Raw genomic sequence first — 15127 nt, 5'->3', positions numbered from 1 at the left:
AGGTGAAAAAATTTTTGTTTTCTTAATAATTTGAATTATTGAGTGCCAAAATGATAGTGTTATGCTTGAGTTATTGTTTTATTGATATTAAAGGGTGCTTTTTGTAAATGAACATTGATCTGTGGCGGTGTGTTGATAGGGTTTTTTGGGCAATGGTGATGTTCAGGGGTAGAAAAATGATGTAAATGCAATTTTTTTAATGGTTATCGGTGAAGCAGGGTATCCAATTAGACCTGAAAAGAACGTTCTGTACGTTTGGTTTACAAAATCTATCATATGTTTTTGAAAATTTCACTTTTCGGATGATTCGTTTCAAATTTCAACTGTCAATAAGCCCAACAAGCGAGTAGAAGTGAACATTCTAATAACCTATTTACCACAGTAGTTTACTTCCATGCCCTAAAATTTGATTAGGGAAAATATATGAATGACTGAAGTAAATCATTCAAGAACCATAGCCTTATTTAACTAACTATTATGACCACCACCTTTAGAGCTTATGCATTGCCATTGGTACTGTTAGTTTGTTTCGCAGTGTTTTCCTGTGTGCCAAACAAAAAAGTGATTTACCTCCAAAACCAAGAGGGGAAAGAACCGATTCCTGATGAGCAGCTCATTAGTTACGAACAGCCAGAGTACCGTTTGCAGTACAATGATATCATTGACATCCAGGTGATGACTGCTGAAGACCTGATAGAATTTGGATTTAACAGCAGCAATTCCACTTCCACAAGTAGCATGATGATGGGCCAGATAGCGCAGACGGGAGGGGACGTTTATTATATGACGGGGTATTCTGTCGATGCTAAAGGAAATGTGCGCATTCCCATCATTGGAGAGCTAAATGTCATGAACCTTACAGTGGAGGAGGTGAGGATAAAAGTCCAGGAAAAGTTAAAGGGTTTTCTATCCTCAGAGTTTTATGTCCGGGTGAAGCTCGGAGGAATCCGCTTTTCGGCCATTGGGGAATTTCGGCATCCTGGAAAGTACGTCGTGCTGCAAGACCGAATGACCATTTTTGAAGCCATCGCCCAGGCGGGTGACTTGAGCACAGTGGCCAAGAGAGACGAAGTATTACTGATTAGACAATATCCCGAAGGAACGAAACTACATAGGATCAATTTGAATGATCGGCACATCATTGAATCTCCCTACTATTTTATCCAGCCAAACGATCAGATATACGCTGAGCCCATGAAAGTGAGAGAAATAGGTTCAGGTGTCAATGCCACCCAGACCTTGACACTGATTACTTCATCCATTACAGCTTTGGCCTTACTGCTTAACCTTTTTAATTAACCAAACCTATGTTAGCAAAGAACACCCATGTAAATCAGCTGCCTGAGCTTCAACAGGAAGAAGATGTGGACATCAAGACCATTCTTAGCCATTACCTTAGGCACTGGAAGATTATTGTGGCCTGCACTTTTTCGGGGATTCTATTGGCCTATGCTGCCAGTAAAATAATGACCCCAATCTACAAAGTGAACGGCTCTGTCTTGGTGGGAGAGGAGTCCCAAGATCTTGGTGCAGACTTTCTGGGAGCAAGTTCTCTGCTTCAGCCCAAAAACAATATTGAAAACGAAATAGGGATACTTACCTCTTATGCCCTCACCGAACAAGTGGTGGAGGAGTTAAAGCTGAACGTGGCTTATTTTGAAGAGGGTGTTTTCTCCAAAAACAGCATATATGGTAATATTCCCCTCGACATTACGGTAAACTGGAACAGAGAGCAATTGGTAGGTGGAATGCTGGCGCTGGAAGTGACCAGCGATGAAAGTTACCAATTATCGATCGACAACGACGCCCTCTATATTTACAATCCAAAGGACCCTTTCTTCAAGATGGAGCTGGAGGAAGAGTTGAGTGGATTGGAAGGAGAACATAAATTTGGCGAGAAGGTACAGGGTGAATATTTCGAATTTCAGGTGAACAATATAGCCGGCAAGCCCGGGGAAAAGCTGTTTTTTAAGTTTTCAGATACGCATTCCCAAGTGATCAAATACCAAAAAGCCATAAGCGTTGCACCTACCAATAAGCTGGCATCCATTCTCCAGATCAGCATGGAGACACCAAATAGGAAATTGGGGCAAGATTTCATCAACAGGCTTATGCGTGTCTATCTGGAGCGGGAGCTTAGCGAGAAGAATAAAGCCACTGCCAATACCATTAGTTTTATCGATGACCAGCTCAATGGGATTACGGATTCCCTAAGCTATTTTGAAACCAGACTTCAGGAATATAGGACCAAAAACCACGTGTTTAACCTCAGTGAGGAAGGAGTGATGATTTTTGAAAGGCTCCAAGATTACGAAAAACAGCGGAGTGAAATCGAACTGAAGCTGGATTATTACCACACCTTGGAAGATTACCTGTTGGGCGAAACTGAAGAAGGCTTGGTGGCCCCTTCCATTATTGGCAACACCGATCCATTATTAAATAGTCTTGTTGTCAAATTGTCCGAGCTTCAGACAGAGCGATTGAGGTTGAAGTCCACGTATAGCTCATCCACTCCGGCTTTAGAGCAAATCGATTCACAAATCAAAACCACCAGGCAGTCGGTCTTGGAAAACACCAAGTCAGCCATAAAAAATACCGAAAGTGCACTGGCAGAAATAGCCAATCGGATCAATCAAGTGGAGCTAGAAATCAACAAGCTCCCGGAGACAGAGAGAAACCTGCTGGGGATCCAGCGTAAGTTTTCGATCAACGAAAACATCTACTTGTATTTGCTACAGAAAAGGGCGGAATCCCAGATTGTGTTGGCTTCGAATACTCCAAAAAACTCCATATTGGATACGGCCAGGGCGGCAGAGAAACCAGTGGAGCCCAAGACATTCCTAAACCTAGTCCTGGGCGCTTTTGCAGGCTTGGCCTTTCCAGTAGGACTGATTTTCGTTAGAAACTTTTTCAATAACACAATAGAGGAACCCAAGGAGCTGGAAGAGCAGGTTCCGGTGCCGCTAATAGGGATGATCGGTAAAAGCTCTTCGAAGGAAGGGAACATCCTGACGGTCATGAGGAAACCAAAGTCCACTATTTCGGAAAACTTCAGAAGCTTACGTGCAGACATGACCTTCCTGAGCCCTGGGGCTAAAAAACTGACCATACTTTTTACCTCATCGATCTCCGGGGAAGGTAAAACATTTTGCGCTGTCAATTTAGCCTCTGTATATGCCATGATGGGCAAAAAGACCATTTTGGTGGGACTTGATCTTCGAAAGCCGAAGATTGCTGATGAATTTGGGTTGATCAATGATCGTGGGGTGAGTACCTGTCTGAGTGTGGGGATGCCCTGGAAGGAAGCGGTCAAGCCATCTGGCTTTGATAACTTGGACATTCTCCTATCCGGTCCAGTACCGCCAAACCCAGCGGAGCTTTTGGCCCAAGGGTATTTTAAGGAGATGATGGATGAAATCAAGGCAAATTATGATGTGTTGATCTTGGATTGCGCACCCGTTGGGCTTGTTTCAGAAACGAAGGAACTTTTTGCGTTGGCCGATATCAACATGTACGTGTTCAGACAGCACTACTCACCAAAAACAAATATCCAAATCTTAAAGGGTTTGGTAGAAAAAGGAGGCGTGAAAAAGATGTATTCGATATTAAATGCCGTCGATTTTGAAGTAGGCCATTACGGTTATGCCTATGGGTACGGTTACGGATCAAATGGATACCACGAGAACGAAGAAGAAACTAACTGGCTAGGCAAACTAGTCGGTAAGAAATAAGCCCATTCTAACCCCTTCGACAATTGTTGATAGTTGATTTAACAGGCGTCCCGTCCAGTGGACGGGGCGCCCTTAGGTCTTGGCTTGTGGTCATTGATTAAGCCCGTTTTAGCGGTGTCACCCACCCTTGATGAAACGACACCCCGGTAAGACCAATGGGAAAACTGGAATGACTTGATGATGAAGCTTAGTGAAAAACAACAGCCAATTGTGGCTTTTATTAGCATAATAAAAAGCTTCATTAAGCCCTTGTTCATTTAATTATCAAATAAAATCACTTCATTACTAAACAGTGATTTTATATTAAAAAACATATTTATAAAGTAATTTTTAATATTATATTTATAAATAATAGATCTAATAGTTGTCTTTAATTAGTTCGTGAAATATGGGACTGACGGGGCGAAGCTGTATCCGGCCGGTACTTAAACCGACACATCAGATCCAGGTAATCCAGTGGCAATGATGCCAGCAATAGTGACCTATCTTTAGCTTACTGGAAGCCCTCAGAAGACAAAGAGACTGTACCAATTATTCACCATTTGAAGCAAAAGATGAAAAGAATTTTAGTGACAGGAGGTTCGGGGTTTTTAGGATCCCATCTCTGCGACAGACTGTTAAAGGAAGGGAATGAAGTGCTCTGTGTGGACAATCTTTTTACCGGGAGAAAATCAAACATCCATCACCTGCTGGATGAAAAGAATTTTGAATTCCTTCGGCATGACATCACCTTTCCACTGTATGTGGAAGTAGATGAGATTTATAATCTTGCCTGCCCAGCCAGCCCCGTTCACTATCAGTTTGATCCTGTACAGACAGCCAAGACTTCGGTAATCGGTGCGATCAATATGCTGGGGCTGGCCAAGCGGCTAAAAGTAAGAATCCTTCAGGCCAGCACATCCGAGGTATATGGCGACCCAGAATTGCATCCTCAACCAGAAAGCTACAAAGGAAGTGTTAATACCACAGGGATCAGGGCATGTTACGATGAAGGAAAGCGCTGTGCAGAGACCTTGTTTTTTGACTACCACAGACAGCATGGTGTGGATATCAAGGTCATGCGGATATTTAACACCTATGGTCCACGAATGCACCCCAATGATGGGAGGGTAGTGAGCAATTTCATTGTGCAGGCATTGAAAGGAAAGGACATTACCATTTTCGGTGATGGGATGCAGACCCGGAGCTTTTGTTATGTGGAGGACTTGATCGAAGGAATGTACCGGCTGATGAATTCCAGAGAAGGATTTACGGGCCCTGTCAATATCGGAAACCCGGGAGAATTCACCATGTTGGAGTTGGCCCAGGAGATATTGGATTTGGTGGGAAGCGGCAGTCAGCTGAAATTTTTGCCACTTCCACAGGATGACCCTATGCAGCGGCAACCGATTATCCATATGGCCAAGAAAGAGTTGGACTGGGAACCTAAAGTGAAGCTCCGGGAAGGTTTGATCGAGACCATAAATTATTTTGATAAAATACTAAAAGTGCCCGTATGAGCAGGATTGTTAATGTGGTGCTTTCAGGTGGTGTAGGGAGTAGGCTATGGCCGCTTTCCAGAAAAAGCCGCCCAAAGCAGTATTTGCCGATTTTCGAGGGCAAAACGTTGTTTCAAAAGACGGTGGCCAGAAACCGACTGTATGCTGATGAGATACTGGTGGTGGGCAATAAAGATAATTATGAGTTGACCAGAAAGGACATGGAAGGCGATAATCTTGGTCCTTATACTGAGCTTGTGGAGGCCAGCCCAAGGAATACTGCTGCTGCCATTGCCTTTTCGGCTTTTCACTGCCAAGAAGAGGATATACTTTTCGTGACACCATCGGATCATCTTATCTCTCCGGGAGACGCTTATGAAGCAGCGGTGAAGCGAGCCATTGCGCTGGCTACAGAGGAAAATATCGTCACATTCGGGCTTAAGCCTAGCCATCCCGAGACGGGCTATGGCTATATCGAGGCATTGGGAGAAGATGTCAAGGAATTCCATGAAAAGCCTGGGCTGGAAAGAGCAAATTACTTTTTCAAAAACGGAGGTTATTTGTGGAATTCGGGCATGTTTTGCTTCAAAGCAGGCGTTTTTCTGGAGGAGCTGAGAAAGTATGAAACGGAGATTTTTGACCAAGCTTACGCTGCCTATATGCTCAAGAAGCAAATCTTCCTCCCCCAAAAAGAGTCGCTTCAAATCCCGTCACTTTCTGTGGATTATGCAGTGATGGAGCGATCAAAGAAGATAAAAGTCGTGTCCGCAGACTTTGAGTGGTCCGATATGGGGTCGTTTGAGGCAATTTACGATTACTTTAAGGAAATGGGACATTACTTGGATGGATCCGGCAATATGGTAATCGGAACCAATACCCATATAGAATTTACCGGCCTTACCAATACGCTTTTGATATTTACCAATGATGCGGTGTTGGCGCTGAAAAAGGAAAATTCCCAAGAGGTGAAAGAGGTATTTCAGCGATTGGAGAATGAACGGCCAGAGCTGGTCAGGTAAGCGTTTCAACCCGCTTTATGCATTAGGAATCGTAATGAGAGCTGAAACTACAAGAAAATCAGGCTGTTTGGAGATTGAATCATCCGCCGCGGCGGATGGTGGAATCGAAAACAGCAGCGAAGCGATTGATTTTGTCCGCCGCGGCGGATCAGGTCGCAATAGATAGGCTAGTGCATAATGCGGGTTCAACTGTCGCAGCATAACGAACAAAATAGCAGCCAATATCCATGAATGCAGCAAATAGGGTAGTTTTTAATACAGGAATCCTGTACGGTAGGATAATCGTTTCAGTAGGGATTTCACTTTTTACGACCAGGATTGTCCTGGATGCATTGGGAGCAGAGGATTATGGGATATTTAACCTGATCGCAGGAGTAATCGTCATGCTGTCTTTTCTTAAAAATGCTATGGCCACCTCGACCCAGCGCTTTTTGTCTTTTTATCAGGGCAAAAAAGATAAAGTAATGCAGGCGAAGATATTTTGGAACAGCTTGTTCTTTCACTTGATATTGGGTATTGTCCTATTGGCTTTGCTGGAGTTTGCGGGGCTTTGGCTCTTTGATGGTTTTCTCAATATTCCAGTGGACAAGCTGGAGGAAGCGAAGCAGGTCTATCATTTCATGATCGTCAATGTGTTTTTCCTCATTTTATCAGTTCCCTATAATGGTTCACTGGTGGCCCATGAAAATATGGTCTATGTGGCTTTGGTAAATATTTTGGAGGTGCTGTTAAAATTGGCCATTGCTATTTTTCTTTACCATACTGTAGGCAAAAAACTCGTGGTATATGGATTGTTAATGGCAGGAATCAGTAGCGTCAGTTTTATGGTGTATGCGTTGTACTGTATGAAGGCTTATCAGGAATGTAAAATAAAAAACAGAACCGGTATCGAATCGTCTTTGCTTAAAGAATTGGGTGCCTATGCGAGTTGGAATTTATTTGGATCATTGTGCAGTTTGGGCAGGACACAAGGACTAGCGGTGATTTTGAACTTGTTTTTTGGGGCGATCATCAACTCGGCTTACGCTATTGCCAATCAAGTAGGTGGGCAGCTAATGTTTTTATCGACTACCATGCTGAAATCCATCAATCCCCAGATCATGAAAAGTGAGGGAAATGGTGACAGGAAGCGGATGCTCAGGCTGGCCATGATCGCCAGCAAGTTTGGTTTTTTTCTGCTGAGCATTGTGGCGGTGCCCTTCATATTTGAAATGAACAATATTCTCTCCGTCTGGCTGAAGGAGGTCCCTGATTATGCAGCGATTTTCTGCCAAATGGTACTGGTAGGATCCATTATCAATCAGCTGACCATAGGACTTCAATCCGCCATTCAGGCCACAGGCCGGATAAAAGCCTACCAAGCCACTGTCGGCGGTGTCCTTTTGATGAATTTGCCCTTGGCCTTCCTGTTGTTGAAAATGGGCTTTGCAGCATATTCGGTTTTGGCAGGATACATCGTGGTGGAGTTTATCGCATGCTGCCTAAGGTTGTATTTTCTTAACAGGTTGGCGGGACTTCCGGTCCGGCAATACATGGATAGGGTCATCTTAAAGGAAATTGTTCCCCTGATGGTTTTGGTGGGGACCTGTCTCTTGTCCATCAATATATTTGACTTTGAGTTTAGGTTTTTGCTGACCATTGTTTTGGCAGCCATCGGAACTGCCTTTGCCATAAACTTCTGGGGCCTTTGTGATGATGAAAAGGAAATCGTCAGCAAGGGGCTAATGAAAATCAAGCAAAAAATAACGAAAAAAAAGGAACTGGCTTTAAATAACTGATCTATGGAATATTTGTACTACAAGTCGGAAAAAGGAAACTTCGGCGACGATCTCAACGGCTGGTTATGGCCAAAACTGTTTGGTCCGGAAGATACTTCAGATGATCTGGCATTCTTAGGGATAGGCACGATTTTGTATGAAAAAAACAAACACATCATTTCTGCCCAGGATAAAAGAAAAGTAGTGTTTGGCACAGGAGTAAGGCCGATTCACAAGCAGTTTCCTTTGGATGCAAGTTGGGACATCAGGTTCCTGAGAGGCCCCCTTTCTTCCAATCATTTCAATAGGGAATTTAAGTACATTTCTGATGCCGCCTATGCCCTCAAACTGCTCCCGGAATTTCAAAAAATCAGCAATACGACGAAGCAGTACAATGTTAGTTTTATCCCTTATTTTAAGTCTGAGAGCTATTTTGACTGGAAGAGCATTTGTAAGGAGCTGGGAATTCACTACATCACTACCCACACAGATTTGGGGATAGAATATACCTTGCGGGAAATCGCTGCATCCAACTTCATCATCTCGGAAGCCATGCACGGAGCTATTTTGGCGGATATATTCAGGATTCCGTGGAGGCGATTTGTTCTGACTACACCCTTTACAGAAGGGGAGCGGGTTTCCGAATTCAAATGGGCGGATTGGATGAATTCCGTGGAGATCTTCCAACATGATCCATTATACGTCCCTTTGTACAAAAAAGGAAGGTTTCATTCCATGATCAAGCGCTTCTCAGGAGGAAGTGTGGAGGCCAATGTTTTCTTGAAGAACAAGGTGAAAGATCAAATACTGAAAACCCTCTCCCAACGAGATATCACTTTTGATATGTCTTCTGACCAACGGGCAAATCAGGTGTTTTCCCGAATGGGAGACGAGGTGGAGCTGCTGAATCAAAAACTCCATAAGACGGTCTATTGATGAAGGTTGCATACATTACATATCCATGGTTCCTGGATTTTTCCATTGAGTATATCAGGGAATTGAGCAAGCGGGTATCCCTACACGTCTTTGTGCTTACTTCTGAAGGAAAACTATCCTCTACAATATTCAGTCTAAAGGAAGCACCCTGTAAAAAAAGCAAAGATGCCTATTCATTCAAGGAAGTCAAGGGGGCATTAAAGGATGCCGTTTTTTTTGAATCCTATATATCCGGTTGTGCGTCTGTTGATTTTATGTTTTTTCCGAAAAAACGCGTGGGACTGGAAGGGATCAAAAGGAATAGACAGTTGGGCAAACTGATCAATTCCATCGGTCCAGATGTGGTTCACTTTGATGATATTTCCATTGAGTTGTTTGCCCTGCCACTCTTTGTGAAGCGTGGGAAATGGGTGATCGATGTCCATGATCCCAAGCCGCATTCAGGAGAGCAGGATTGGAGGAGAAAGCTGATCAGGACATTGATGTATCCAAGAGCAGCGTTCTTTCTCACGTTTTCTGAACATTCCAAAAATACCTTTCAATCCATTTACGGAAAACAAAAAACTGTTCATAACCTTTCGTTGGTGCCTTATACCTTTTATGCAAAATATCAAAGTGCTGATGCGGCCCTTCAGGTTCCTGAAAACTACCTGCTGTTTGTTGGAAGGGTCTCTCAGTACAAAGGAGTGGAAGATCTGTTGCGGAGTTTTAGGGAGATTTCCAAGATGTATCCAGACCTAAAATTGGTCATCGCAGGAAAGTGGAAGGCAAACTTCACCGTTCCGGATGAATTGATAACCAATGAGCAGGTTATGATCATTAATCGATTTTTGGAAAATGAAGAAGTCGCCACGTTGGTACGGCATTGCAGGGCAGTGGTATGTCCTTACAAAGATGCCACCCAAAGCGGGGTAGTAATGACCTCGTTTGGATTAGAGAAAAAAGTCATTGTTTCGAATGTCGGGGGACTTCCCGAAGCGGTTTTCCAAGAAAGTGGATTGATATACGATCGCTCCAGGAAGGATGGGCTGACCACGGCACTGAAGTCATTTCTTGATGATCCAGCCAACGGTTTGGCCTTTCAGGAGAGAAAGGAGATCACAGCATTGTATAATACGGCAAAACTCGTAAAACTATATCAGGCAATTTGACATGAAAGCAAACCAGCCAACCGAATTGATATTGATCACGAAGCGGTTTCCTTTTTACAAAACGGAGGCATTTTTGGAAAGTGAAATCAAGCTTGTCGCACAGTCATACGATAAGGTGACGATCTATCCTTATGAGATGGGGAGTTACTGCAGAAAGGTGCCTGAAAATGTGGAAGTGGACTGTTCTTTCTCTGCCGTTTATCAAAGGAAAATTTCCAGGGCTGCAAAGGCCATGTTTTCCAGCGATTTTATAAAGGCTGTTTGGGCACACCGCTCCAAGCTAAAGGGATTGAAGGACCTGGGAATGCTGTTGAAATTTATATCAAATGGACGTGCCTATGCTCGTTTTTTTGGAGACCATACCAAATTATCACAGGATACCAATGTGGTATATACCTATTGGTTCAATGAGGCCACCTATGCTTTTTTACGCTTGAGGGAAGAAGGGAAAATTCGATCTTCAGTGATCAGCAGGGCCCATCGATTTGATATTTATGAAGCTGGGCCAAATGTGCGTTCTTTCTGGCCATATAGAAAGTATTGCTTGGAGAAGCTGCAAGCACTGTATTCCATTTCAGAAGATGGAAAGCATTTTCTCGAGACCAATTATGGAATCAATCCTGCTATTGAAGTGGCCAAATTGGGCGTGTATGATAAGCAGCAGGTGGCAAAAAAATCCAAGGAGGGTACATCGGTGATTGTCTCGGTATCAAGGGTGGCTCCGATGAAAAGAGTAGATTTCATAAGAATGGCAGTGATCCGATTTGCCCAAAAATATCCTGGACAAAAGGTGAAATGGGTTCATTTTGGCGATGGAGATGGATGGAAGGATCTTAGGGAAAAAAGTGATGTTCCTGAAAATTTGACCGTAATCCTCAAGGGGTATGTGAAGAATGAAGCGATTTATGATTACTATGCCAGTCATCCTGTGGACTTGTTTACCAACCTCAGTTCCACAGAGGGAATACCAGTTTCCATCATGGAAGCCATTTCCTTTGGCATCCCCATAGTGGCCACCAAAGTAGGAGGGACTGGCGAGATCGTAGGTACGGAAACAGGCAAGTTATTGCCGCCCAATCCGAGTTTGGAAGAAGTGGTAGCGGCTTTCGGAGAGGTGTTGGAAAAAAGTTTCTCTGCTGACCAAGTCCGGGAGTTTTACAATGAAAACTTCAATGCGGAAAAAAATTACACCGCATTTGCCAAGTCACTTTCTGAATTAACCGTATCAGCTGGACATTGTCAACTCACCTAAGAAAGCAGCACTCTCTGGATGAATAAAGTTGTTTTATTATTTACCCTTGTTTATTCCTTAGGAAAATGGGGTTACTTGAATTGGCAAGGAAAAAGATCCAATCACATGCTGATCAGCTTTTTTGTGCTGATGTTGGCCTTTGATTTTGGGACTTCCTTCCATTCCTTCTTGACCACGACCAATTATGAAGGGACAATGGTCGATCGACTGGGCGTTTTTGGGAATTCTCTCTGGATTTCACTTTCCACCTTTGTGATTCCCATAGGCTTTTTCTTGGGTTACCAGCGTTTTGCGGTCCTTAAGCTAAGGGATTATAAGTGGGAAATGGTCGTTTTGGTGATGAGCATCTTGTCATTTTTTAATCCCATGAATCCTTACCCCAAATCCGTTTTGGTCTTTCTTTGTTATGCAGGGCAGTTATTTCTATCGGTGAATTACATCAAAGGCAATTTTACTCAAGGCGAAGTGCTGAAGGGCATTTTTGATGGACTGATGGTGATTACGGTTTTGCAGACAATGTTGGTCATCATGTATCCGTTGCTGGGGATAGAAGCTGCCCTGACTTTTTTTAAAGGTGAAGACATGATCGACTACGCGCTGAAGCGTGAAGGATATACCTCTGCGGTAGGGATATTTGGTCACCCGGGTACATTGGCCTTGTTTTGTTTGATCACGACAATTTTCTTCTTGTCCTCCTATCTGAATGGTTTCAAAAAGCAGCTGTCCTTTTATTGTTTTTTTGCCAACGTGTTTATTATCGTGCTCACGTTTTCCAGGACGACTTACGTGACCAGTGCCATTATTATTGGAATTGTGCTTATTTCCTTTTATTCCAAAAAGAGTTTCTTTTCGTTCAAAAACATCGTTTTGGCATCTGTGGGGTTTGTTTTGTTTTTGGGCATACTTTACCTCAGCCCATTGAGTGAACTGTTTCTGGCAAGTGATTTCGAAAACCAAATAGAGGTCCGCTTTTCGTCTTGGTTTATGGGCTATGATATTTGGAACAGGGCCAAATTACTGGGCGTGGGCATTAACGCCCATGTTTATTATATGGGACATTTTATCCGGGTTACCCAAGACCTGGCAGTGGTGGAGTTCATCACCACCAATCCGATTCACAATATCCACCTGATCGTGCTCGCGGAAACAGGACTGGTTGGAATGGTGCTGTGGTTGAGTTTTTTTGGAAGCAAAATGAGCAGCCATACCAAGTCCTTAAAGACAAGGAACATTGTGGTGAATATATTTAGTTTGGCCACTATTGGCATTCTTATTTCAATATTCATTTACGGATTTTTTGGTTGGGCTCCCCTCAAGAGGGAAATGATCACCTTGACTTTTTTGATCGGTCAGGTGCATGTTTTTAAAGTCTACAACCATCGGACGGCACACCATTACAGGCCACAACCACTGGATTTTACGCAGCAACTTGTCAATTAATCAATAGCATGGAAAAGAAAGTCACTACTTATTTTCAGGGCAATACCCAATTTGAAAACACAGGGGATGTGCTCATCAATAAATCACTCATCGAATTGTTCAGGACATACGGAGCGGTAGTGATCAATGACGAAAAGTTACCGGCTTTTTATAAGGACGCCCTGGTCTTGGCGAGTCAGGAGAAAAGTACTGTTGGCAAGGGGAGCTTTTACAGGCAGCTTTTCGATAAGGCGTGGAAGAGCCTTTTCAAGAAAGACCAACAGGTGATTATGGTAGCAGGCCCTCCAGGGCATATTTTTGGTAATTCCACTAAGAAAATCAAAAAGAACTTAGCGTACTCGGCATTCTTGATTGTCTTAAGACTCCTGAGGGTGAAGGTGGTCAGGATGGGGTTCTCAATGGGGCCTATTGGCAAGAAGCAGGCGGTCAGTGAACGGATTAGAGCTTGGTTTACCCATCACTATTGGGTGAGGGACTCCATTTCGCTGGATCTTGCCCATGCGATAGGAATTTCCAAGGCACGTTTTTTTCCCGATCTGGCCTGGACTTATCATGCCAATGGGGTAAATCTGTCGCAAGCCCGCAAGGAAGAGATCATTTTTAGTTTCCGCGACGCCATTTACAAGGACGATGATGGACAGCGTTACAAAAACGCTTTGGTCGATCGACTGGTGTATATCATTGACCATGTAAAAGAGCGCTATAAGCTGAAGATTACTTATCAGGTGTTGGGGGATTATGGTTTTTGCAAAGAACTCTATGAAATACTTTCCGAGAAGGGCTACGAAGTGAGTTTTGAGGAGGAGCAGATCACTTTGGAATCGGCTGGGAAAGCGTATCAAAATGGCGTGGCCATCATTACCAACAGACTACACGGTGCCCTGCTGGCAGCTAAATACGAGGTGTTGCCGCTGGTACTTTCTGACATTGACAAGCACCTTAAGATCAAGGGTATTTACCAAGATGCGGGGCTGCAAGAGCTGCTATTGGAAGCTAGTGAAACCAATGGGGCGTTGTTGGAAAAAGTACTCCATTTACTGGAGCGACGTGAGCAGATCTTGGAGCAAATGCAGCAGGTCGAACAGCAATACCACACCCTGACTCTGGACAGCATGGCACAGGTGCTCAAAAACTGAAATGCCCACTGAACAACAAGACCGAAAAAGCAACCTTAACGCTAACCAACGAACGAATACATGAAATTACTTTACTTGTCAGGAGCTCCGCGGGTTTCCACACAGTTGAAAGCCGATGCAGGTGGAGCCAGGGCCCACATTCTTGGTGTGATCAACGGTTTTAAATCCATGAACTGGGAAGTGGCGGAGTTTATCGTGGGAAACCGCATCATGAAAAGTGGCCATAAGACTGATTTTCAGAAGAGCCTTTCCAAAAGTGTTTTTAAACGGTTGGCCGCCGACCTTATCAGGATCACCTACGGTATGTATAATAACCGTCTTTCCTTTAAAAAACACGCTGAAGTGGACTGTGTTTACGAACGTCTGGGGGCCTTCCAATTGATGGGGATGAAATTTAGAAAGAATGGGGTCCCTTGGATTTTGGAAACCAATAGTGTGCTGTATGAAGAAGCCAAGAATGACCGGAAAAGCATCATCCTGTCAGGAATCTGCAAAAAGATGGAGGCACAGGCTTACCATTCCTGTGACTACCTGATCTGTGTTACCGATGAGCTCAAGGCGATGGTGCTGGATCATTTTGACATTGATCCCGCTAAGATTTTGGTGGTGCCTAATGGTGTGGATACGGATCGTTTTGACCCTGAAAGTGTCACGCCTATCCGGGAACACGAGGGATTTACCATAGGATTTGTCGGCTCGGTGATCGCTTGGTGTGGTGTAGATGTGCTGATCCGGGCGGTCGATGTGCTGAAAGATGAAATCCCCTTAAAGGTGACTGTTGTGGGGGATGGCTTGAAAAAGCATGATTGGGAAACTGATTGTGCCAATGCAGGCTTAGGGGACACCATCAAATTTGTGGGCAGAAAGCCTTGGGACCAGATTCCAGGTTATATCGGTGGGTTTGATGTCTGTTATTCGGGTCAAGTAGCGACTAAGTCTGGTAAAATGTACCATTCCCCTTTAAAGATTTACGAATACCTCTCCATGGGAAAACCAGTATTGGCCGCCAGGTTTCAAGATGCTTCCAATATGATCCAAGATGGCGTAAACGGTTTTTGCTTCAAATCCGGTGATGTCAATGACTTGGTCCAGAAAATAAGAGATGCCTACAAACGCTATCAGTCAGGGCAATTTAAGCCGGACGAAATCAGAACGCCCGTAGTGGAATCACACAGCTGGAAATCCAGGATCGAATACATTTTGAAAAAAACGAAAACGCTAAACTGA

The 15127-nt window shown here is 43.8% G+C and carries 11 protein-coding genes; all 11 read left to right on the top strand.

Annotated elements, in window-relative coordinates:
- The first annotated feature begins 477 nt into the window (after positions 1-477).
- On the top strand, positions 478-1299 hold the full coding sequence (locus FDP09_RS18325; protein ID WP_137404046.1) for a polysaccharide biosynthesis/export family protein: 822 nt from the start codon (positions 478-480) through the stop codon (positions 1297-1299).
- Between the two features lie 8 nt (positions 1300-1307).
- Positions 1308-3731, top strand: coding sequence for a GumC family protein (locus FDP09_RS18320; protein WP_137404045.1), 2424 nt, complete (start codon positions 1308-1310; stop codon positions 3729-3731).
- Between the two features lie 554 nt (positions 3732-4285).
- Complete coding sequence (locus FDP09_RS18315) at positions 4286-5230, top strand: UDP-glucuronic acid decarboxylase family protein (protein ID WP_137404044.1); 945 nt, start codon at positions 4286-4288, stop codon at positions 5228-5230.
- Positions 5227-6228 carry a mannose-1-phosphate guanylyltransferase gene (locus FDP09_RS18310; protein ID WP_137404043.1) on the top strand — a complete coding sequence of 334 codons (1002 nt, stop codon included), beginning with the start codon at positions 5227-5229 and terminating at the stop codon, positions 6226-6228. The genes FDP09_RS18315 and FDP09_RS18310 overlap by 4 nt, the downstream gene beginning before the upstream one ends.
- Positions 6229-6455: 227 nt before the next feature.
- Positions 6456-8006 (top strand): MATE family efflux transporter, encoded by a 1551-nt coding sequence (locus FDP09_RS18305; RefSeq protein WP_137404042.1) that lies wholly within the window; start codon positions 6456-6458, stop codon positions 8004-8006.
- A gap of 3 nt (positions 8007-8009) precedes the next feature.
- Positions 8010-8921, top strand: coding sequence for a polysaccharide pyruvyl transferase family protein (locus FDP09_RS18300; protein ID WP_137404041.1), 912 nt, complete (start codon positions 8010-8012; stop codon positions 8919-8921).
- Positions 8921-10072, top strand: coding sequence for a glycosyltransferase family 4 protein (locus FDP09_RS18295; protein WP_137404040.1), 1152 nt, complete (start codon positions 8921-8923; stop codon positions 10070-10072). The genes FDP09_RS18300 and FDP09_RS18295 overlap by 1 nt, the downstream gene beginning before the upstream one ends.
- Position 10073: 1 nt before the next feature.
- Positions 10074-11324 carry a glycosyltransferase gene (locus tag FDP09_RS18290; protein ID WP_137404039.1) on the top strand — a complete coding sequence of 417 codons (1251 nt, stop codon included), beginning with the start codon at positions 10074-10076 and terminating at the stop codon, positions 11322-11324.
- A gap of 105 nt (positions 11325-11429) precedes the next feature.
- Positions 11430-12764, top strand: coding sequence for an O-antigen ligase family protein (locus tag FDP09_RS18285; RefSeq protein WP_187328707.1), 1335 nt, complete (start codon positions 11430-11432; stop codon positions 12762-12764).
- Positions 12765-12772: 8 nt separating this feature from the next.
- Positions 12773-13900, top strand: a complete 1128-nt coding sequence (locus tag FDP09_RS18280; protein WP_137404037.1) for a polysaccharide pyruvyl transferase family protein — start codon at positions 12773-12775, stop codon at positions 13898-13900.
- Positions 13901-13960: 60 nt separating this feature from the next.
- Positions 13961-15127: a glycosyltransferase gene (locus tag FDP09_RS18275; RefSeq protein ID WP_137404036.1), complete on the top strand. Its 1167-nt coding sequence runs from the start codon at positions 13961-13963 to the stop codon at positions 15125-15127.

Source organism: Echinicola rosea, assembly GCF_005281475.1.
GTDB lineage: Bacteria > Bacteroidota > Bacteroidia > Cytophagales > Cyclobacteriaceae > Echinicola > Echinicola rosea.
The sequence above is the reverse complement of the archived record's forward strand: the minus strand, read 5'-3'. Positions and strand labels throughout refer to the sequence as shown.

Excerpts from the sequence above, each read along its gene's own strand:
- FDP09_RS18325 (WP_137404046.1), top strand. The coding sequence starts at position 478 with ATGACCACCACCTTTAGAGCTTATGCATTGCCATTGGTACTGTTAGTT.
- FDP09_RS18320 (WP_137404045.1), top strand. The coding sequence starts at position 1,308 with ATGTTAGCAAAGAACACCCATGTAAATCAGCTGCCTGAGCTTCAACAG.
- FDP09_RS18315 (WP_137404044.1), top strand. The coding sequence starts at position 4,286 with ATGAAAAGAATTTTAGTGACAGGAGGTTCGGGGTTTTTAGGATCCCAT.
- FDP09_RS18310 (WP_137404043.1), top strand. The coding sequence starts at position 5,227 with ATGAGCAGGATTGTTAATGTGGTGCTTTCAGGTGGTGTAGGGAGTAGG.
- FDP09_RS18305 (WP_137404042.1), top strand. The coding sequence starts at position 6,456 with ATGAATGCAGCAAATAGGGTAGTTTTTAATACAGGAATCCTGTACGGT.
- FDP09_RS18300 (WP_137404041.1), top strand. The coding sequence starts at position 8,010 with ATGGAATATTTGTACTACAAGTCGGAAAAAGGAAACTTCGGCGACGAT.
- FDP09_RS18295 (WP_137404040.1), top strand. The coding sequence starts at position 8,921 with ATGAAGGTTGCATACATTACATATCCATGGTTCCTGGATTTTTCCATT.
- FDP09_RS18290 (WP_137404039.1), top strand. The coding sequence starts at position 10,074 with ATGAAAGCAAACCAGCCAACCGAATTGATATTGATCACGAAGCGGTTT.
- FDP09_RS18285 (WP_187328707.1), top strand. The coding sequence starts at position 11,430 with ATGCTGATCAGCTTTTTTGTGCTGATGTTGGCCTTTGATTTTGGGACT.
- FDP09_RS18280 (WP_137404037.1), top strand. The coding sequence starts at position 12,773 with ATGGAAAAGAAAGTCACTACTTATTTTCAGGGCAATACCCAATTTGAA.
- FDP09_RS18275 (WP_137404036.1), top strand. The coding sequence starts at position 13,961 with ATGAAATTACTTTACTTGTCAGGAGCTCCGCGGGTTTCCACACAGTTG.